The sequence below is a fragment of the Virgibacillus salexigens genome, assembly GCF_014905415.1.
Taxonomy (GTDB): domain Bacteria; phylum Bacillota; class Bacilli; order Bacillales; family Amphibacillaceae; genus Virgibacillus; species Virgibacillus salexigens.
On record NZ_BNEO01000005.1, the window covers coordinates 107,649 to 127,791 of the forward strand.

Annotated in this window: 24 protein-coding genes; 12 read left to right on the plus strand and 12 right to left on the minus strand. The window is 38.3% G+C overall.

Annotation, left to right across the window (positions count from 1 at the left end; translation table 11 throughout):
• Positions 1-11: 11 nt before the first annotated feature.
• Positions 12-188 (plus strand): hypothetical protein, encoded by a 177-nt coding sequence (locus JKP73_RS17735; RefSeq protein WP_021288757.1) that lies wholly within the window; start codon positions 12-14, stop codon positions 186-188.
• 117 nt (positions 189-305) lie between these two features.
• On the opposite strand, the gene JKP73_RS17740 is transcribed toward JKP73_RS17735, so the two are convergent.
• Positions 306-929 (minus strand): spore coat protein, encoded by a 624-nt coding sequence (locus tag JKP73_RS17740; RefSeq protein WP_160807501.1) that lies wholly within the window; start codon positions 927-929, stop codon positions 306-308.
• Between the two features lie 172 nt (positions 930-1,101).
• On the opposite strand from JKP73_RS17740, the gene JKP73_RS17745 reads away from it, so the two are divergent.
• The 5 genes from JKP73_RS17745 (at position 1,102) to JKP73_RS17765 (ending at position 7,007) form a co-directional block, all read left to right on the plus strand.
• The gene (locus tag JKP73_RS17745) at positions 1,102-1,356 is read left to right on the plus strand and encodes a hypothetical protein (protein ID WP_200411602.1); all 255 of its coding nucleotides are present in this window, start codon (positions 1,102-1,104) and stop codon (positions 1,354-1,356) included.
• Positions 1,357-1,359: 3 nt separating this feature from the next.
• Complete coding sequence (locus JKP73_RS17750; protein ID WP_200411648.1) at positions 1,360-2,712, plus strand: tripartite tricarboxylate transporter permease; 1,353 nt, start codon at positions 1,360-1,362, stop codon at positions 2,710-2,712.
• Between the two features lie 90 nt (positions 2,713-2,802).
• Positions 2,803-4,590 carry a cation:proton antiporter gene (locus tag JKP73_RS17755; protein ID WP_021288753.1) on the plus strand — a complete coding sequence of 596 codons (1,788 nt, stop codon included), beginning with the start codon at positions 2,803-2,805 and terminating at the stop codon, positions 4,588-4,590.
• Between the two features lie 106 nt (positions 4,591-4,696).
• Entirely contained in the window at positions 4,697-5,992 is a 1,296-nt protein-coding gene (locus tag JKP73_RS17760) for an alpha/beta hydrolase family protein (protein ID WP_200411603.1), read from the plus strand.
• 67 nt (positions 5,993-6,059) lie between these two features.
• Entirely contained in the window at positions 6,060-7,007 is a 948-nt protein-coding gene (locus JKP73_RS17765) for an MBL fold metallo-hydrolase (RefSeq protein ID WP_200411604.1), read from the plus strand.
• A gap of 77 nt (positions 7,008-7,084) precedes the next feature.
• On the opposite strand, the gene JKP73_RS17770 is transcribed toward JKP73_RS17765, so the two are convergent.
• Complete coding sequence (locus JKP73_RS17770; RefSeq protein ID WP_021288750.1) at positions 7,085-7,477, minus strand: hypothetical protein; 393 nt, start codon at positions 7,475-7,477, stop codon at positions 7,085-7,087.
• An 81-nt stretch (positions 7,478-7,558) separates the two neighbouring features.
• Positions 7,559-8,320, minus strand: a complete 762-nt coding sequence (locus JKP73_RS17775) for an exodeoxyribonuclease III (RefSeq protein ID WP_160807497.1) — start codon at positions 8,318-8,320, stop codon at positions 7,559-7,561.
• 240 nt (positions 8,321-8,560) lie between these two features.
• On the opposite strand from JKP73_RS17775, the gene JKP73_RS17780 reads away from it, so the two are divergent.
• From JKP73_RS17780 to JKP73_RS17795, 4 genes are read left to right on the plus strand one after another with little or no spacing between them, the layout of a single operon-like run.
• Positions 8,561-8,959: a GntR family transcriptional regulator gene (locus tag JKP73_RS17780; RefSeq protein WP_021288748.1), complete on the plus strand. Its 399-nt coding sequence runs from the start codon at positions 8,561-8,563 to the stop codon at positions 8,957-8,959.
• Entirely contained in the window at positions 8,952-9,641 is a 690-nt protein-coding gene (locus JKP73_RS17785; RefSeq protein WP_021288747.1) for an ABC transporter ATP-binding protein, read from the plus strand. Before JKP73_RS17780 ends, JKP73_RS17785 begins: the two co-directional genes overlap by 8 nt.
• Positions 9,638-10,474 (plus strand): hypothetical protein, encoded by an 837-nt coding sequence (locus JKP73_RS17790; protein WP_038245801.1) that lies wholly within the window; start codon positions 9,638-9,640, stop codon positions 10,472-10,474. The genes JKP73_RS17785 and JKP73_RS17790 overlap by 4 nt, the downstream gene beginning before the upstream one ends.
• Before the next feature lie 14 nt (positions 10,475-10,488).
• Entirely contained in the window at positions 10,489-11,724 is a 1,236-nt protein-coding gene (locus JKP73_RS17795) for a hypothetical protein (RefSeq protein WP_200411605.1), read from the plus strand.
• Positions 11,725-11,744: 20 nt separating this feature from the next.
• Here the strand turns inward: JKP73_RS17795 and JKP73_RS17800 are convergent, their stop codons facing one another.
• Entirely contained in the window at positions 11,745-12,086 is a 342-nt protein-coding gene (locus tag JKP73_RS17800) for a thioredoxin family protein (protein WP_021288744.1), read from the minus strand.
• A 110-nt stretch (positions 12,087-12,196) separates the two neighbouring features.
• Between JKP73_RS17800 and JKP73_RS17805 the strand changes: the two genes are divergently transcribed.
• Positions 12,197-12,364 (plus strand): YczO family protein, encoded by a 168-nt coding sequence (locus JKP73_RS17805; RefSeq protein ID WP_200411606.1) that lies wholly within the window; start codon positions 12,197-12,199, stop codon positions 12,362-12,364.
• Between the two features lie 194 nt (positions 12,365-12,558).
• Here JKP73_RS17805 and JKP73_RS17810 read toward each other — a convergent pair whose 3' ends face one another.
• A complete protein-coding gene (locus JKP73_RS17810) occupies positions 12,559-13,101 on the minus strand; it encodes a CotY/CotZ family spore coat protein (protein ID WP_021288742.1) in 543 nt (180 codons plus the stop codon).
• A gap of 433 nt (positions 13,102-13,534) precedes the next feature.
• On the opposite strand from JKP73_RS17810, the gene JKP73_RS17815 reads away from it, so the two are divergent.
• Positions 13,535-13,738, plus strand: a complete 204-nt coding sequence (locus tag JKP73_RS17815) for an SHOCT domain-containing protein (RefSeq protein WP_101953562.1) — start codon at positions 13,535-13,537, stop codon at positions 13,736-13,738.
• Positions 13,739-13,784: 46 nt separating this feature from the next.
• Here JKP73_RS17815 and trpA read toward each other — a convergent pair whose 3' ends face one another.
• Genes trpA through trpE form a run of 7 tightly spaced genes read right to left on the minus strand, consistent with a single transcriptional unit; the run spans position 13,785 to position 20,136 of the window.
• On the minus strand, positions 13,785-14,558 hold the full coding sequence (gene trpA, locus JKP73_RS17820; protein ID WP_021288740.1) for a tryptophan synthase subunit alpha: 774 nt from the start codon (positions 14,556-14,558) through the stop codon (positions 13,785-13,787).
• Complete coding sequence (gene trpB, locus JKP73_RS17825; protein WP_200411607.1) at positions 14,559-15,755, minus strand: tryptophan synthase subunit beta; 1,197 nt, start codon at positions 15,753-15,755, stop codon at positions 14,559-14,561. It abuts the gene before it with no gap.
• Entirely contained in the window at positions 15,733-16,365 is a 633-nt protein-coding gene (locus tag JKP73_RS17830; RefSeq protein ID WP_021288738.1) for a phosphoribosylanthranilate isomerase, read from the minus strand. The genes trpB and JKP73_RS17830 overlap by 23 nt, the downstream gene beginning before the upstream one ends.
• The gene (gene trpC, locus JKP73_RS17835; protein WP_202406577.1) at positions 16,355-17,140 is read right to left on the minus strand and encodes an indole-3-glycerol phosphate synthase TrpC; all 786 of its coding nucleotides are present in this window, start codon (positions 17,138-17,140) and stop codon (positions 16,355-16,357) included. Before trpC ends, JKP73_RS17830 begins: the two co-directional genes overlap by 11 nt.
• A 6-nt stretch (positions 17,141-17,146) precedes the next feature.
• Entirely contained in the window at positions 17,147-18,172 is a 1,026-nt protein-coding gene (gene trpD / locus JKP73_RS17840; RefSeq protein WP_021288736.1) for an anthranilate phosphoribosyltransferase, read from the minus strand.
• Positions 18,156-18,755: an anthranilate synthase component II gene (locus tag JKP73_RS17845; protein WP_021288735.1), complete on the minus strand. Its 600-nt coding sequence runs from the start codon at positions 18,753-18,755 to the stop codon at positions 18,156-18,158. Before JKP73_RS17845 ends, trpD begins: the two co-directional genes overlap by 17 nt.
• Positions 18,736-20,136, minus strand: coding sequence for an anthranilate synthase component I (trpE, locus tag JKP73_RS17850; protein ID WP_160807493.1), 1,401 nt, complete (start codon positions 20,134-20,136; stop codon positions 18,736-18,738). Before trpE ends, JKP73_RS17845 begins: the two co-directional genes overlap by 20 nt.
• Positions 20,137-20,143: the final 7 nt, after the last annotated feature.

Sequence of the window (20,143 nt, forward strand, 5' to 3'; positions counted from 1 at the left end):
AGGGGATAATAATGGATAGTAAAGGTAATCGTTGTAAAGTCTGTGACGGAACTGGGTTACTTTCGGATGATGAGGGATGGCAATATAGATGTTCGGTATGTAATGGTGATGGTATTTTTGGAAAGGAAGATGAAAACAAACCAGCAAGAATAATGGAAGTAGATGAAAATAATCGGTTATTGGATTAGAAAGAGGGTGTTTCTGACACCCTCTTTCTACTTGAATGTTCATACCCTAGCTAAACGATTCACGCAAGCTCTTATTTCATGCCCACCTGTCGTAGCATTGCAATGGTATCTGTGTTCCTAATGAGATATTGGCCCTTGTGATGGAGCAGGATTAAATGCATTTATTAACTGCTGCATATCTTGTTGCTGTAATTGCGGAACTTGATAATATTGGTGCTTATTTTGGTATAGAAATACTTCATATGCCATTTCAACCAAATTGGGAATACTATCAGAAAAAACCCGTCTTAGCACTGGATTTGTGGTTTCCAATGCCGTTGTAGTAAATGCTGAAGCTGATTGTTTCAACACACCTAACATAAAGCTTGATACACATTCATCATTAATTTCATTCACTGTTTGTGCAGGAGATTTAGGCTGAGTTGGCTGCATTCCATAAAGCACATTATTATCTGAAGCCATATTGTATGTCTGTGTTCCAACAGCGGGCTCTTGTCCTGTCTTTAATGTTTCCACTAATGTGTTATAAAGCTGCGTAAGGAAGGATTTATGCTGCCCGAGCATCATTTTTAATTCAGGATCCTGAATGTGCTGTTCATATAACAAATACTGTTCCATACCACCTACTAAACCTGAAATAGCCTCATGGGCATCAAATAATGCATGCCCACCATGACTTTCTTTTGCAGGCATTTGAGAAGAACCTTCAAGATTTTGATTTGTTTTTTGTTGAAGATGCATATGATTTCCTCCTTTAAGTTAGGTGTATCATCCATTATTTTGATCATTAGCGAATGATTTATGTCGTGAAGAAATTGGGAATTAAACTGATAGCGCGGTGGTTTTCTGCTTCAATTCTGTTTTGCTACCATGTATAATTATGGATTATACCTTACATAGAGGAGAACGAATCATGGAAAATAAATCCGATCATCATAGTCAAAATGAATATATAGAGGTATGGGAAGATCTTGTTCATATTAAAGATCTTATTTTATCGCTTATCATATGTACAGTTACTACGTTAGGAGCCTATTTACTTGCTCCAAACGACCCCCCTAAACCACTTATTTTTGGTTTAATTGGCGCCGTTATTGGTTTTGTAGTTAGTAGTATAATCATTAAGCCAAAACGAAATTTTCGTTATCTTGAGGGGGAGGAGGAATAAATGATGGATATGGTATTAATAGCTGAAATGATCGGTGCATCAGTTATCGGCGCCATATTGTATACCATTATCGGCATTGCACCTGGAACCGATGAGACAGCGGTTCTCGCACCGGTGACGTTAGTACTCGTATTGTCCGGCTTCGAACCAATTGTTATTTTAGCCTTCTTCATCTCAGCTATTGTAGCAAAAAAGCTGACTGATTCCATTCCAGTAGCCATTGCTGGCATACCAGGCGGGGTCATGTCAGCACCAATGGTAGAACATGCAATGATTCTAAAAAAACATGGGATGCCAGAATTAAGTATTCGTAAAATGGCCTCCGGCTCCGTTATCGGAACAATTATTGCAGTACCAATGAGCCTATTGTTAGCAAATTTAATTGCACCACTTTCTGGATACATAACCGAATATGCAAGTCAAATTTTCTTGGGTGGTGCAATTTTTTTAGCTTTAATGACAAAAAATCGCTGGGTTGCTTTATTGTCTATTTTACCCTTTGCTTTTCTTATACAGGGATTGCGTATCTTTTACTGGGAGGCAGAGATCGTCCCTGCGGATCAAACGGTTTTCACTTCGTTTTTCTTAGGGATAACGATAGGACCAGTCATATTAAAATTGGCCGAGTTACTTTCGGGTAAAGTAAGAAAAAATATGCCTCGTTATGGAATGAAAGATATTGCATTAAAGCGTACCCCTAAAACGAAAGGCTTCCCCAATCCATTTAAAATCTTAACAAAAAAGGAAATAGGGACTACTTCGTTAAGTTCTGTCTTAGGGGTACTTACGTTTTTTATGAGCCCTGTTGGAATGACTATTTTTCTAGGAGAAACCTTAACCAGCCGTATTAAAGATCCGGTTAAAAAAGCGGCACGAGCCATTTCGAGTATGGACGGTCTGACAAATGCTGCCTATATTTCAGGAACATTAATTCCATTAATTGCAATTGGATTACCTCTGTCTCCGACAGCAATTGGTCCAGGTGGTGCATTATTCAACGCACCGCCAGTATTTACAGAAGAAAATAACCTTCATCATCTGTTATCGATGACCGATTTTATTGTTGCTACGGTTATTGGCTCTGTGATTGCGATTGCGATTACATTTTATATTACGATGAAATACGCGCAGGAGATTTGTGCATTTGTGTTTCGGTTCATTCCTCATGAAGCCATGTTAGGGCTGTTCTTTGGACTTGTTATGATGCTTGCATTTATGGACGCAGGTATTATAAATATAGCTGGAGTGCTTATTGTCGCGATTGTTGCAGGTCTTCTGCATCGTAAAGGAGTAAATTATGGGGTGCAATTTATGACGCTCTATGCCGCTCCTTGGTTAGTTTCGCTATTTATATAATTGCTCTAATCATGTATGAAAACGGTGGAGAAGGAAAATTTATTATTAATCGGGATTAAATATGTAGTGGTGAAAAAAGGGGATTAGTCTATGCAAGAATTAGGTTTAATTAGTATCGTTGTTGTTATAGCATTAGGCATTTTCTCACAATGGCTTGCTTGGCGAATTCAATGGCCATCGATTGTCATAATGTCGATAGCGGGTTTGTTAATTGGACCAGTTTTTGGTTTTATAAATCCTGAACAGGCTTTAGGGGATTTATATAGCCCAATTGTTTCCCTTGCAGTTGCAGTCATTCTTTTCGAAGGAAGTACAACCCTCGACATTCGCGAAGTCAAGGGTATTTCCAAGTCGGTATTCCGGGTTGTTACATTTGGTGCTTTTTTGGCCTGGATTGGTGGTTCATTTGCAGCACATTTCATTGCAGGACTTAGTTTAGAGGTTGCCTTCATCATTGGGGGATTATTTGTCGTAACTGGCCCAACTGTGATTATTCCACTACTCAGGCAGTCAAAATTAAAGCCTCGAACAGCAGCTGTTTTGAAATGGGAAGGGATCATTGTTGACCCAGCAGGTCCATTGCTAGCCTTATTTGCTTATGAGGTCATTAAAGTCATTGTTGATGATTCCCAGAATATAGGCAGCCTAGGTCCATTTTTCTTTGCAGCATTCTTGGCAGTTGTCATAGGGTACTTATTTGGTGTTATTTTAAGTTTTATGGCAAGTAGAGGGCTATTTCCAGAATACTTGAAATCACCAATTACTTTATCTCTTGTTTTTATTTGTTTTGGTATCAGTGAAGTAATCATGCATGAAACAGGGATGCTTGCCGTAACGGTAATGGGCTTAACATTAGCCAGAACGAAGAAATATATTTCTTCCCTTGGCAATATTAGTCACTTTATTGAAAACATATCGGTATTATTAACATCTACTATTTTTATATTATTAACTGCTTCTTTGACAAGAGAGACGATAGGAGAAGTCTTTACACTGCCAATACTAGGGTTTGTGCTTGTTATGTTATTTATCGTCCGCCCATTGTCTATTTGGATTTCAACCATTGGTACCGAATTAACGGTTGCAGAAAAAACATTAATTGGCTGGATTGCCCCTAGAGGAATTGTTGCTTTAACCGTATCTGGATATTTTGCTTCAACTTTAATAAATGATGGATATGAAGGTGCTTCCATTTTAACAGCATTAACATTTGCTCTCGTATTTATCACGGTTTGTGCACATGGTTTTACATTAGGGCCATTGGCGAAAAAACTACAATTGGCGAGCTCTGAGCCACCAGGGGTGTTAATCGTTGGTGCTAGCAGCTTTTCCATTGCCTTTGCTGAAAAATTGAAAGAATTTGGGAATCCAGTGATGATTAGTGATTCTTCCAGTGGACGGTTATCTCGAATTGAACAAAATGGAATAGCGATTTTTCAAGGGGAAATTTTGGACGAGCATAGTCAATTTGAAGTGGATATGACTCCTTACGAAATCATCCTTGTTATGACCGAAGATTCAACTTATAATGCGCTGGTTACACAGTCATATATTCCAGAATTCGGCTATAATAACACCTTTGCTATACCTACGGAACGAATGGAGTATAAAGATGATGCACAAATCCCTATCGCATTAAAAGCTCATATGTTATTTGGAAAAGAGCATGTGTTTAAGGAATTAAATCGCAAAATCAATACAAATTATCATATTGACAGTGTTACATTAACTGAAAAAATCGAGAAAAAAGAGGATTTACCTGTCGATGGATATCCTCTTTGTATTCGGAAAAAGAATGGAACTATTGAATTCATTACTTTGCGAAAAACACCAGCAATGGACAAAGAAGATCAACTCGTATATTTAACCAAGAAATAACCTCTAAAAAAAGCAATTCTTTTTTTATAAAAGAATTGCTTTTTTAATGAAACTTTTTACTCAAAGAAACGTATTATTAGAAAAATCAAAAAAAGGAGTTCTTTTGTTGCACAAATTCATATTACTGTTCGCTATTCTTTTACTCGGAACGGTAGGATGTAATCAATCAGAGGGAGGAAAAGAAATGCATCCAACTATTGATGGATTTTGGAAAGGTGAAATTGAAATACCCAATCAACCACTGAAAATTGAAGTTACGTTAAGTAACCAAGAAGAATTACTTGGAACAATAAGTATACCCATTCAGGGTGTAGAGGATTATCCTTTATCTAATGTGACGTACGGTGGCAAACAGAACATTCATTTTACGATGGAAATTCAAAATCAGCTGCTTTCATTTGAAGGCGAAGTTAAACCAGAGCAGATTATTGGTACATTTACACAAAATGGACAGTCTTTTCCTTTTCAATTAACAAAAGGAGAACCTGTGGAGACAGAATCCGAATCAGGGGAATATATAGAGATGGAAACGGATACTGGAACATTGTTTGCTGAAGTAGAGTTGCCAAAAGGGAAGGCTCCTTTTCCAGTAATGCTGATTATTCCTGGGTCTGGACAGACAGATCGAAATGGTAATTCAGTTGGGGTTCCTGGTAAGAACGATAGTTTGAAGCTGCTCGCGGAAGAACTAGCTCAACAGGGGATAGCAAGCATTCGGTATGATAAACGTGGAGTGGGGAAAAACCTACAGGCTGCGGTGGATGAAGCAGATATGCGTTTTCAGTTGTTTGTCAATGATGCAGTTAACTGGATTCAAAAATTGGAAACAGATGATCGGTTCTCAACCATCGGAATTATTGGGCATAGTCAGGGCTCATTAGTAGGAATGCTAGCAGCAAAAGAGGCAACGATAGATACATTTATATCTATAGCCGGCCCTGGACATTCTTTGGATAAAGAATTAGGTCGCCAATTAAAGGAACAGCTATCCGAACCCTTAATGAAAGAGGCGAATGAAATTCTAGCATCGTTAACCGCTGGGGAAACAGTTGATCACGTAAGTAGAGAATTGCAAGCTGTCTTTAGGCCATCGGTACAACCATTTTTAATTTCATGGATGCAGTATGACCCTAAAACGGTTATTGCTGAATTGGGGATACCTCGTTTAATCATTCAGGGAAGTCATGATATCCAGGTTCCCGAAGAGGATGCAACGTTGTTACAAGAGGCCGCGCCTGAAAGTGAAGTCGTCATTGTAGAAGATATGAATCATGTGTTAAAACAAGCGCCGATGGAAAGGGAAAAGAATATTCAAACATATAGCCAGCCTGATTTGCCGCTTGCTTCTGGATTAATGGATGGAATTACAGGTTTCTTAAAGAAAATCCATTTTGCAAATTAATCTCGATATTATTTGTCATTATGCTAGGATATAACTACAAACTAGCTATTACTTAGGAGGAGTAGAAATGGAAAGCAAAGCACCTATTCAATTGGATGAACGCATCCACTTAATCGATGGATTTGATCTAGGTGTACCAAACCGAACAGGGACATACGTAATTAATGAACAAGAATTAACGTTAGTCGAAACGGGGCCAAGTCCATCGGTAAAGCATGTGAAAAGCGGGTTAGAAAAATTAGGGTTTCGATTAGATCAGGTGAAATATATTATCGTCACCCATATTCATCTCGATCATGCTGGAGGTGCAGGCGTATTGATAAAGGAATGCCCTTATGCATCTGTAGTGGTCCACCCACGAGGGGAGAGACATCTTATTGATCCGAAAAAGCTGGCTGCAGGGGCTCGTGCTGTGTATGGGGATAGTTTTTCCGATTTATTTGATCCGATTATGCCAATTACTAAAGATAGGCTGGTCGTTAAAGCTGATGGCGATACATTAAAGATTGGTGCTGACTGTATACTAGAATTTCTAGATACTCCAGGTCATGCAAAACACCATTTCAGTATATATGATCCTGTAAGTAATGGAATATTTACTGGAGATACCGTTGGAATTAAATACCATCAATTAGTGGAGCAAGGAGTACCGTTCTATTTACCCTCAACATCACCAAATCAATTTAATCCTGCTGCTATGCAAAAGGCGATTGACAGTATTCGAACCTTAAATGTGGACCGTATCTATTATGGTCATTTTGGAGTAAGCGACTCACCAGAAGCAGCATTAGACCAAGTGGAAGGGTGGCTTGATCTATTTGTAGCAACGGGAGAACAGGCCTATGCATCAGGTCAATCGTATTATGAATTAGCTGAGCAATTATTATCTAGAATTAAAGTAAACTTACGGTCAAGAGGTATTGCTGATGATCATGAAGTTTATAGCTTGATTAATTTAGATATGCAAGTCAGCGCACTTGGTATATTTGATTATTTCCAAAAACAAAGGCAATAATGATAGGGGGCTAGCCACAGTACGCAGCCCCCCTCTTAACTTGATTAAGACTATTTCTTATACTCTGCTTATCTCTTTCATACCTCATCTTCTAGTTTAAGAAAAGTTAAAATCAAAAACAAAGCAAAGCTAATGAGTAAGATGGATCCGCCAACAATAAAGAGAACGGTTGTCATAGTTTCGTTCAAATCAAATGGCCGCAAGTAGTATAGCCACATTCCAGCTGTTAAGCCAATTGCGCCGATAATAGCAGTCCATACATGGAGGGTTGCCAACAATTTATTTGCAGGAGGAAATACTTTATAATAAACGGCCCATGCAAATAATGTTAGCCAGCCAACAACTAGGATATGAGCGTGTACAGTACGAAATTCATACCCGCCTGCGCCAGCCATGTGGGAACCTATAAATGCACCAATCACTGCAAAAATCGCTGAAAAACGTAATAATGTTTTACTATACGTGTTCAAGTAGAACGCTCCTTTGTATTGAAATGGTACGGTTCATCGTTTAGCTTATTAAAGGTTTATGAATAGAAGATGAACAACATGTTACAACCGTTCATACATTTCCATAAAAATTGGACAATGGTCACTTCCATATACATGTGAATGAATATCCGCATCAACCAATTTAGATGTTAGACGATCCGAAACAATAAAGTAATCAATGCGCCAACCGACATTTCTTTCCCGAATTGTCTTCATATAGGACCACCAAGAATATAAGCCTTCCGTATGCGGGTGAAAATGTCGAAGGCTATCGGTAAATCCATTTTCTAGTATGCGTGACATTTTGCCTCGTTCTTCTGTGGTGAATCCTGAATTTCCATGATTTGTTTTATGATTTCTTAAGTCAATCTCTTGATGGGCGACGTTTAGATCGCCGCAATAAATAACTGCTTTTTTTGTATCTAATGCTTTTAAGTACGTATAAAGTTCGTTCTCCCATGCCAAGCGGTAATCTAATCTTGTTAAATCTCGCTTTGAATTCGGTGTATAGACATTAACTAAATAAAAATCTTCATACTCTAATGTAATAATCCGGCCTTCTTCTTGAGACGATTCGTTACCTAAGCCATAAGAAACGGATAACGGTTTTTGTTTGGTAAATACAGCTGTTCCAGAATATCCCTTTCTTTGTGCGTAGTTCCAATATTGGTGATAACCGTTTAGGTCTAGATCAATTTGTCCTTCCTGTAATTTAATTTCTTGAACGCAGAATATATCTGCATCTACTTCATAAAAATAATCTAAAAATCCTTTGCGTATACAGGCACGAAGCCCATTTACATTCCACGATACAAGTTTCATAGATTTATCTGTTCCCTTCTAAAATTCAGTCTGCTGTGCTTTATTCTAGCATATTTATGGCATTGTTCGCTTCCTATAATAACACGGTGAAAATAAGGCATTGACAATTTTAGTGTATCAACCGTATAATACACTTCAGGAGCGTATTACGTGGTTAATACAATATATATTTTTGCATCGCGTGTATTAATTGGTTAATACACAATGGAGAACATCAGACGAATAATAGGAGTTGTTGCTATGAAGGTTAATTTTAATAATCGGGATCCGGTTTATGTTCAAGTTGTTCGTTATTTTAAACAACAAATTGCTACCAATATGCTTGAACCTGGTCAGGAGATTCCTTCACGTAGAGAATTAGCAAGTGAATTAAAGATTAATCCAAATACCGTTCAGCGAGCTTATAAAGAAATGGAGGAAGCAGGCTTGATTTATACAGAACGTAATTTACCTAGTAAAATCACCAAGGATGAAAAAATGCTGCATTCCGTGCGCGAGGAACTTATTATTGAGGCGGTTGATTCGTTTGTTGCTTCCGTTCATTCGATACAGGTGCCATTCGAAGAAGTAGTTGCTATCTTAAAAGAAAAATATGAAGAAGTAAGTGATGAGAATAAAAGGGGGGAGAGCAATGATTGAAGTTCATAATATTATAAAGAAATTCGGCCGAAAACAAGTACTAAAAGGCGTGAATTTCACAGCAAAAAAGGGAGAAATTACTTGTCTAATTGGTATCAATGGGGTTGGTAAAACAACTATTATGAATGCCATTATGGCTTTAACACCAATTAACAAAGGCAGTATACAGATTGACGGTAAGGCTATAAAAAAAGACACCTTTGATAGAATTACTTTTATTCCTGATGCAATTACTGTCCTTCCTCATATGACAATTGAAGAATCGATGCAATTCATGCGTGATTATTATAAATCATGGAATGATCAACGAGCATTGGAGCTATTATCGTTTTTTAAGTTAAACCCAGATGAGAAAATCGCAAGTTTATCGAAAGGAAATACAGCAAAAGTAAATTTATTGCTCGGATTAGCGTTGGATGTGGACTATGTATTAATGGATGAACCCTTTTCCGGAATTGATATGTTTAGTAGAGAACAAATTGCAAATGTGTTTACAAGTCATCTGATAGAAGATCGTGGTGTCATTATTACTACACATGAAATCAATGATATAGAACATCTGATTGATAAAGTCATATTGCTAGATGATGGTGTGGTAATTAAACAATTTAACACCGAAGAAATGCGTGAAGTAGAAGGGAAATCTGTTGTGGATGTCATGAGAGAGGTGTATCAATCGTGAAAAGCTATTTAAAACTAACAAACTTTGAAATTGATCGGTTTTTTAAGATTTACCTTGTTTTGATAGCCATTACGGTTACTGTGCAGATAATCGGAACGATTATTGTAGCAAATGACTATATGAATAGAGCTAGTCGTATTATGAATGAAGAGTCTCTGCAAACATCAGCGTTCATTCATAATTATGGATATTTTAGTTTACTTAATTTAATGGACAGCCTTTGGTTTTTTGGGCCAATTGCATTCTGTGTTGCCGGCCTTATCTTTTATACTTTCTTTATTTGGTACCGTGATTGGTATGGTAAGAATACATTTATTTATCGTCTGCTTATGCTGCCTACTTCGAGGTTAAATGTATTTTTTGCAAAAGCGACAGCTATTTTCTTAATGGTATTGGGGTTAATTGCTTTACAACTCGTGCTTCTTTATATCGAAGAACTGATCGTAGAGTTAATTGTACCGTTGGAGTTCATTCAATTTACCAGTATTCCACAGATCATGAATGCGATTAATAGTGCATATGTAGTGCTTTTTCCGAAGACTTTCATCGAGTTTATTCTTATTTATGGAACTGGTTTAATAGCAGTATTCACTCTATTCACCGCTATTTTATTAGAACGAAGCTATCGTTGGAAGGGCGTATTAATGGGGGCTGGATACTGTATCGTGGCAAGCGGAATCTTCCTCTCACCTGTACTTATTAGTGAACTCAGTGGAAATTATTATCTGTATATCGGTGAGATTATTATCTTAGAGGTTGCTTTGGGCTGTATCATCATTGCTAGCTCTATCTGGCTTAGTCGTTTTTTACTAAATAAAAAGATCACGGTATAGAGGGGGTCACAATAATGGGACGATTTTGGAAATTAATACTAATACCGTTCGTTGTAATGATTTGTATTGGCGCATTTTACTTACAAAGAGCGATTGCGAACGGTCAACTGCCAGATTACGATTGGGATACTCAAAGTGGAGATGAGCAATTATTAGAAAATGTAACAATCTATGGTCACCCTATTGATCAAACGGGTGCGATGAAAATAACGAAAAATGATACGATTTATCAAAATGAGCTATTCTTTATTGAGCGAATGAACGGATTAACAACCCATCCGATTATTGAAGATTTAATTGAAGACCATCGTAATTTTATGCGTGGGAAAAGTAAAGAGCTAAACCATTTTTATGAAGATGAAGAACTTCTGGTATCCGTTGAAATAGAATCAAACAGAGAACTTAATCAGGTTAGGGAGACAGACTTCCGATTAGCCGTTGAAGTGTTTAGAAAAGATACCAAAGAAGTAAATTCCTTCAGCGTGAATATTCCAAACGAAGATGCTTACAATTATATAAGCCTATTGGATATTCGAGTAGAAAATGGCAATCTATTTGTTATTACGAATAACGATACAATGGAACCAACATCCGATCATCCATCAAATGAAACAAGGGTATATCGTTTAAATATAGCAGGAGAAAAGCTAATTAGTGAAGAGCGGTTGCTTTCTTTTGTAGGTTATGATAACAATCACCCAAATGAAGTTGCTTCTTTATTGGGTGGTGCGGAGGAAATATATTCAAATGAATACATGGCCGTGTCAGTAAGAGAAGTAAATGAGGAGGAAGTCAACAAACTCATTGTAGTAAACTTGAAAACAGAGGAACAATTCCGTGTTGATCTTCCTAAAGATACCCTTTCGCAAGAGGCATGGATAGACAAGCAGTCGAATATGTTATATTTCTGGAAAAGTACGGAAGGCGGATTAGAGATCACCCCTTATGATCTTTCAAAGCAAGCAGTACAAAATACGATAGAAGTAAAATTACCAGAATCGACATTTACTGAGCCTCGTTCATTTGATGGGAAAAATCCAGGTTCAAATGCCATTCAAGAACCCTATCGGATGAATGTGATTCGTATCCATGAAGGGAATGCCTATGTACTGAGTGGACAGAATCCGGACAAGACGGATGTTTATTTGCATGTTGTACGTCTTTCCGATGGAGAAGTCTTATATAAAGGTAAATTAGATAACCGTCAAAAAGATGGTGGGTTTGAAATTTACAATATGACCATTAGATAAGAAAAAATGTGGTTGGTTCGTTAATCCGTTCCAACCACATTTTTGTAGATACGCTTGATTTTCGCTTCGAGTAAGTCTAAATGCACAATACGTGCTTCGCGGATATATTCTTTTCCATTGACAAAGAGAAGGAGCACCGGGACGGTAAAGATGGAAAAACGACTGGCGACTTCTTCTACCAGTTCAGCTCGAATATGCACTGCTGTTATTTGTGGATAATCGGTTAATAATTGCTGTACTTGTGGTAATAGACTATGACAAACACTACATCCCTCACGCGATATAAACAGAAAAGCCAGTTCATGTTCCTCAATAAAGGAATTGATATCATTTATCTGTTTTAATTCTTGAAATGTATGCATGGCAAGACCTCCTTTTATTAGAATAGCACAGAAGATATGTTTCTACTCATTCTACGTTTTACGCATGAAGAATGCAGGAATAGGTAAGTAAAAACAATGAGGTGGTATATATGAGCAATGAGCATAAACCAGAAAAACGAAAAAAAGAAGATCGAACAAAATTAGATGAATTTGAAGACCAAAAGCATGTCGATGCTATTCCATTAGAAGATTTGAGAAAGGAAATGAAAGAGGAAAAACAAAAAAGAAAATCTAAAAACTCCTCTCAGAGTGAGTAAAGGGCCCGAAAAGAATGAAAACGAGCGCTCGATAATGAACCGCCAAATGATTCATTCCTTTTGGTAGGAATCATCTGCTTGCAAAAATAAACGATAAAAAATCTGAACTACTTTTCGAATCTAGCTTCGGCTTTAGATGATCGTTCAGATTTTTTATCTAACTTACTTTTTTTAAGACTCCTAGGGGAGTGCATCTATTCCCATGGAGTAATGGGGTCTAAACAAGTAATTGCAAAAAAATGACTTAAATCAACGGTGATACATACGCCAGTTGCTTGAAAATCAGTGACCCTAGTATCGTCTGGAAAAAAGGCGCAAGCATGACTGCAATGCCCAGTAGAAGTTTCGTATCCATCTGATATCGGTAACAGCAGCTCAAGATTTACACAGCATTTGCTTCCCTTCGCAAAGTGTTTGGCACGGAAAATTGGTGATTCAATGCATTCAAATCCGTGGCGATGACACGAGCAAGTCTTCGAAACACCACTACCAATAAATGGTTCACAACTACATTTATCATACAACATAAAAGGGATGGTAGTATGCCTTGGTCCGTGTTTTTTCCCACGTAATTGTTCAATCGAGGTGTGACAGCTGGAATCACAATGACAGTCGTTACGTACTTCATGTTGAGCATCTATAATTCGGCGGACAATATCACAGATGCAATCCTTTCGTTGTTTTTTTGAAGAACAGCCTTTTGAACAGGTCTTTTTCTTTCTTTTATTACAACCCATATGATCTCTCCTTTTGTACAGCTAACGAATTATAATAGTTTATGCTTCGCTCTCATTTTAGCCTGTATAAAAGTCTAGTTTTTAAAAAATAAGGTAGTAGTCTAGTAAGTAATTAAAAATGTATGGATACCCTAGTGGATATGCCGATGCCTTTATAGGAATAAGTCATATGATAATATAAATCATTACAAGCTTGTATAGATTTTACCCATGAATTGTTCTCCCAGAAAAAAGCCGACTGATCCTCGGCTTTTTTCGTTTTATGTAGTTTGTTATGTGTCAATCAGCATTCTAGTGATATCGGAGTGGCCGCTGTTAGAGGTAGATATTATTATGAGCGGCAAAAATGTAACATCAGATGGATGCGCGTGCGCGTGGGGAAAATAATGCTTAAAATGATGAAAACGGGTTATCGTATAAATAGAGGTGATAGATGATGACTGCAATATTTATGGATCAAACCTTCCGTTTTTGGTTATCGCTTGCTTTAGTGATCATTATCCTGGGGATTCTTTTTCGCTTTCGTGCCAAAAAGAACCCAAAGAAAGATTCGCTTGAATTGTTAAAGGAACGATTTGAGCGTGGGGAAATAAGTAAGGAAGTGTATGATAGGGCACGTAAACAAAGGGGGAAATGATTAAAGAACAGAAAGAGATCGATCAGTGACCAACCTCTTTCCAGTTCTAGATGCTTGCTTGAATTAATTGTTTAATTTGTTCTGTCTTTCCTTCATGAAAAAGATCGACAATCTTGCTTCCGACGACAACGCCGTCGCAATAAGAACCAAGCTCTTTCGCTTGTTCATTAGTGGAAACGCCAAATCCGGCTAAAACAGGAACAGGACTTTGTTGTTTTACTTGTTGAAGGTATGTCTTTACCTTTGATTCATAAGAAGATCTCACGCCTGTCGTTCCAGTGACTGTAACCGCATATAGAAAGCCTTCTGATCGATGGGCCAATGTTTCAATCCGTTCACTAGAGCTAGTTAGCGCTGCAAGTCGAATCAGTGCAATTGCCCTATGTTGAAGCGCATCTGTTACCATGGCTTCCTCTTCTAATGGCAAATCTGGAATAATCAGCCCATCTATGCCAGCTTGGACACAAGAATCTGCAAATGATTCTACGCCATATTTATATATTGGGTTGATATATGCCATTACAATAATTGGCACTATACGCTTCTCTTTAAAGGATGCGAGCTTATCTAATACTGCAGTTAATGTTGTTGCATGATCTAGGGATCGTTTGCCGGCATTTTGTATGGTTGGTCCATCTGCGACGGGATCGGAAAATGGAATACCAACTTCGATAGCTGCTGCACCACATTCTTGTAAAAATAGAATGCGTTCTTCTAGGTTATCTAGGCCACCATCTCCAGCCATAATATAGGGAACGAAGAGGTTTTTATTTTCACTTTGAAGTTGATTAAGGTAATTATCTAGTTTTTCTTTCCCCATTTATTTCTCCTCCAATACTTGTTTTATTTGCTCAACATCTTTATCTCCGCGTCCAGAGAGACAAATGACCAACCTTTGATCTGAATTCATTTCTGCAGCTAATTTTTCAGCATAAGCGATCGCATGTGCACTTTCTAGTGCGGGAATAATTCCTTCGGTTTGCGACAATGATTGTAATGCAGTGACCGCTTCATCATCGGTAATCGATACATATATAACGCGCCCCGTATCATTTAAATGGCTATGTTCTGGGCCGACACCAGGATAATCTAGTCCAGCTGATATAGAAAAAGCCTCTTGAATTTGTCCATGTTCATCCTGAAGTAAATTCGTCATGGTCCCATGTAAGATCCCTGGGTTTGGATTTACTAATACGGATGCATGTTGATTCGTATCTAATCCAGCTCCCCCGGCTTCGACCCCGTACAACCTTACTTGCTTATCTTCAATAAACGGGTAAAACATTCCCATCGCATTACTGCCTCCACCTACACATGCAATCACGGCATCGGGTAATGAACCATCTTGTTTGAGGATTTGCTGTTTTGTCTCTTTGCCAATAACGGATTGAAAATCACGAACAATTTTCGGAAATGGATGAGGTCCAACTACTGATCCGAGGATATAATGGGTATCTTCGACATTCGTCACCCAATATCTTAGTGCATCATTGACAGCATCCTTTAACGTACCACTTCCGTTTTTGACACTACGTACTTCTGCACCTAATAACTCCATCCGAAATACATTTAACTTCTGTCTCCGCATATCCTCTTCACCCATAAAGACAACACATTCCAGGCCAAGAAGGGAACAAACCGTAGCAGTAGCAACTCCATGTTGTCCAGCTCCTGTTTCTGCGACTACCTTTTTCTTTCCCATTCGTAATGTTAATAGAGCCTGGCCAATGGTGTTATTTATCTTATGTGCTCCGGTATGGTTTAAATCTTCCCTTTTTAAATAGATTTGTGGACCACCAAGCTTCTTTGTTAGGTTCTCTGCATAGTATAAAGGTGTTTCTCTACCAATATATTGATTCAGGTAATAATGTAATTCCTCTACAAATGCAGGATCATTTATTGCTTCTCCATACGCCTTTTCTAATTCAAGTAGAGCGGGCATTAGTGTTTCTGGAACATATCTTCCCCCAAACTCTCCAAATCTTCCATTGGCATCAGGCATTGTGTAGGTTGTCATGGAACTCATCCTTTCGTTTAGCATTAGCTATAAATTGCTTTATTTTCTCTGGATCCTTTCTACCTTTCGTTTCTACTCCGCTTGATACATCAACAGCATATGGGCGAAGTGTTCGAATGGCCTCTCCGACATTTGCTGGTGTCAGACCACCAGCAATCATAATTTTATCCCTTGGAATTGATAAACGATTGAATAGACTCCAATCGAATGTAACACCATTACCACCTGGCCTTTCCTTTACTGGTCCGTCTAACAAATAAACATCACATGGATAGGTTTTAATACGAGATAGCTGCTGGGCATCTACGGGATATGCTTTTATAACCTGACGTTGAAGTTGCTTAGCAACGGTGGTACTCTCTTCACCGTGAAGCTGGATATAATCAAGCGGAACAAGTGAAGCAATTGTATTCATTGTTTCAATGCTTTCATTTACAAAGACACCTACTTTTTTAACTGACTGAGGCAGGTTATTTACAATGGTGGCAGCCGCTTCGGGAGTGATGGATCGCTTGCTGCCGGCAAACACAAAGCCGATGAAATCAGCACCTGCTTCAACTGCTGCCTGAGCTGCATCCATTGATTGAATGCCACATATTTTAACGCGCATGTTTTGCACTCCTTTGCTTTGCAATTTTTAAGTGATTAAACGTTTTGGATAAGTTATCGGAACGCATTAATGTTTCGCCGATAAGTAGCACCTCTGCGCCGGCATCACGTGCTAAAATTGCATCTGCACGAGTTTGTAATCCACTTTCACTGATAATTAATGTATTTCTATTTTTTATACGAGCTGCTAGGTGAGTTGTTGTTCGTAAGTCTACTTCAAATGTTTTTAAATTTCGGTTATTAATTCCAATGATTGCAGGATCTAACGCTAGTAAATCCTCCAATTCCTCTAATTGATGAACTTCGCAAATGACTTCTAATTCCTTTTCCGTAGCATAATGATATAACTCGTATAATTGCTGTTTAGATAATGCAGCAACAATTAATAGGATAATGGAAGCGCCAGCAGCTTTAGCTCGGTCTATTTGGATAGGGTGAATGATGAAATCCTTACATAAGACCGGTATTTGCACAGCGTCAGAGACTGCTTGCAAATCCTGAATGGATCCTTTAAAAAAGGTAGTATCCGTTAATACGGATATAGCGGCTGCACCATTTGCTTCATATTGTTTCGCCTGCTGTACATGGTTTATCTTTGTTTTTATATCCCCTTTTGAAGGGGAGGCCCGTTTTATTTCCGATATAATCTGCACATGTGTTGAAGCGGCAATTTTGCTTTTAAAAGGGACCGGTTGTTTTGCTGAATCAAACGTCATTCCTTTGTTTACGAGTTCCTCTACTTCGATTTGTTTCTTCGCTAGGATTTTTTCCAACATTGTCACTTATACCACCTCGCTATCGTATTTTTTACTGAAATGAACTAAGTTAGTTAAACACTCCAACGCTTTTCCTGAATGAATACTTTCCTTTGCTAATTCGATTCCATGCTTGATGGAGGATGCTGTACCATGTGCATATAGTCCAAGTCCAGCATTTAAAATCACTGTATCTAAATAAGCACTGGGGTTTCCTTGCAGAACATTTTTTGTAATGGTGGCATTTTTCTTAGCATCGCCACCTTGAATTTCTTTAATGGAATATACTGGCAACCCAACTTCTTCTGGATGTAAAGTGAAGGGTTTTAGTTCACCATCCTCAAGTAAAATAAGGTGATTTTTACCTGCCAGCGATGCTTCATCCATTCCTCCAGCACCATTCACTACTAACGCTCGTTTTCTACCTAAGTTTCGTAATGCCTGTGCAACGATATGAAGTTTATCTTTACGATAGACACCGATAAATTGCGAATTTAACATAATCGGGTTCGTTAACGGTCCAATTACATTGAAAATAGTTGGTAAACCTAAATCTTTGCGCACCTTTGTAAATGGTTTTAACGCGTTATGCACATGGGGAGCGAATAAAAAAGCAATTTGATTTTGTACTAACGATTCTTCTACTTGAGAACGGGTGAAAAATAATGACACTCCCAAATATTCTAAGACATCGGCACTGCCTGTTTTACTGGAGACACTGCGGTTTCCATGTTTAGCAACAGGAACGCCGGCACCGGCAATCACAAATGCTGAAGTTGTACTAATATTAAAGCTTCCTGACATGTCTCCTCCAGTTCCGCAATTATCCATTGCGTTCACTATGGAGTCAGTGTTAAAAGCGGATTGAGATAGAATAACTTCTACTAAACCAGTAACTTCTTCTGCAGTTTCTCCTTTTACTTGTAAAGCTGTTAGTAAAGCTGCAATTTCAGATTCTGTAATAGACTCCTTGAAACAAGCAAGAGCTGCTGCCTTCATCTCTTCTATACTTAAATTATTTCCTTGAATTAATTTCTCAAGATAAGTTCTCATGGGGAGTCTCCTCTCTAAGTTCTTGAATGAAGTGATTCATTATTTTACGTCCAATCGATGTACCAATTGATTCTGGATGGAATTGTACACCATATACCGGATAAACAGGATGTTGAATCGCCATCACCGCATGGTCATCCATTGAAGTCGCCACCACTTCTAACTGTGGTGGGATGGATGCTGCTTCTAGTATATTTGAGTGATAACGCATGACTTCGAGTGGTTGAGATAAATATTGAAAAATTCCTGTTCCTTTATGCGTAATTAATGATGTTTTTCCGTGCATAATTTGGTTTGCTTGGCGAACAGAAGCTCCTAATGCTTCTCCAATAATTTGATGTCCTAAACAAACGCCTAATATTGGAAGCTGTCGATAAAATGCTTGAACTAAATCAAGACAAATTCCTGATTCTTTAGGTAGCCCTGGTCCGGGAGAAATAATGATTGCTTGTGGCTGTAGAGCATTCACTTCATCGACGGTGACGTGGTTATTACGAACTACTTGAACATCGAATCCCGCTTCAGATACGTATTGATAAATGTTGTATGTGAAAGAATCATAATTATCGACTAATAGAATCATGAGCTGGCACCTCCATAAGTGATTGGGCTTTAAATAATGTTTCTTCATATTCCTTATTCGGCTTCGAATCATAAACAATCCCTGCACCTGTTTGCAGGTATGCATAATCTTCTTTAATAACAAGCGAACGGATAGCGAGTGCAATCGTTAAGTCGTGATTAAAACTAATAAAACCAACTCCACCGCCATAGACACCACGCTGTTTATCTTCTAAATCATTAATGATTTGCATCGCTCGTATTTTAGGGGCACCAGAAACGGTACCTGCAGGTAGGCAAGATTTCAGGGCATCGAATGATGTCGTATCATCTCGAAGCTCCCCGTGTACTTCTGAGACAATATGCATGACATGCTGGTATTTTTCGACCACCATATAGGTAGGAATGGTAATACTTCCGATTGCACATATTCGTCCGAGATCATTTCTGCTCAAATCAACAAGCATGCGATGTTCGGCAATTTCCTTTTCATCGTTTAGCAACTCTTTCATATGCTGTTCATCTTGTAATGCTGTTTTGCCACGCGGCCTAGTCCCAGCAATTGGATTCGTCATGACTGTTTTTCCGCTTGTTTGAATAAGACTTTCCGGTGAAGCACCGAGTAAAAGATAGTCTTTAAAGTCAATATAGAACATATACGGAGATGGGTTTACCTTTCGTAGTTGGCGGTAAAAGGAAAAGGAATCGCCATGGACGTTTGCTTTCATTCGTTGCGATAAAACAACCTGAAAGATATCCCCGCGCTCTATATGCTGTTTAGCGATTTCTACATTTTGTTCAAAATGTTTGCGTTCGATCTCTGGATAAAAATGAAAAGTGGTTGTGCCCTGATCAGTTGTAGCCGTTGGCTGGAGTATTTGTTCCTTCATACTGTCTATACGTTTAGATAAATCAGTGCTTTGGTCGTCTGGTAATTGTATGGCAACGATATAGACGGATTCGCTAGTATGATCAAACACAATAATCTCTTGATAGAGCATTAAGTGGATATCGGGCATTTCAAGGTCATCAGGCAGATTTTCTCCGATATCTTCTACACAACGGATCGCATCGTAACCAATATATCCAATGGCTCCTCCATAAAAGGGGAGGGGGAGGTCAATTTCGATACATGGCAAGTGCTGTTCCACATAAGTTAAGGCATCTTGATTAATTTTCGTAACGGTGTTTTTTTTAGAATCGACAACCGTTGTTTGTTTCCCATCGCCAATAATTTCTTGGTAAGGATTGCAACCAATAAACGAATACTTTCCCTTTGTTTCGTGTTGAAATGTACTTTCTAGGAGAAATTTTTTGTTTCCAGTTAGCCGTTTATATAGCTCAATCGGGGTTAAGGTATCGGCATTTAACTTTAGTATTTGATGATTTGTTTTAGTTGGCATGTCTTTC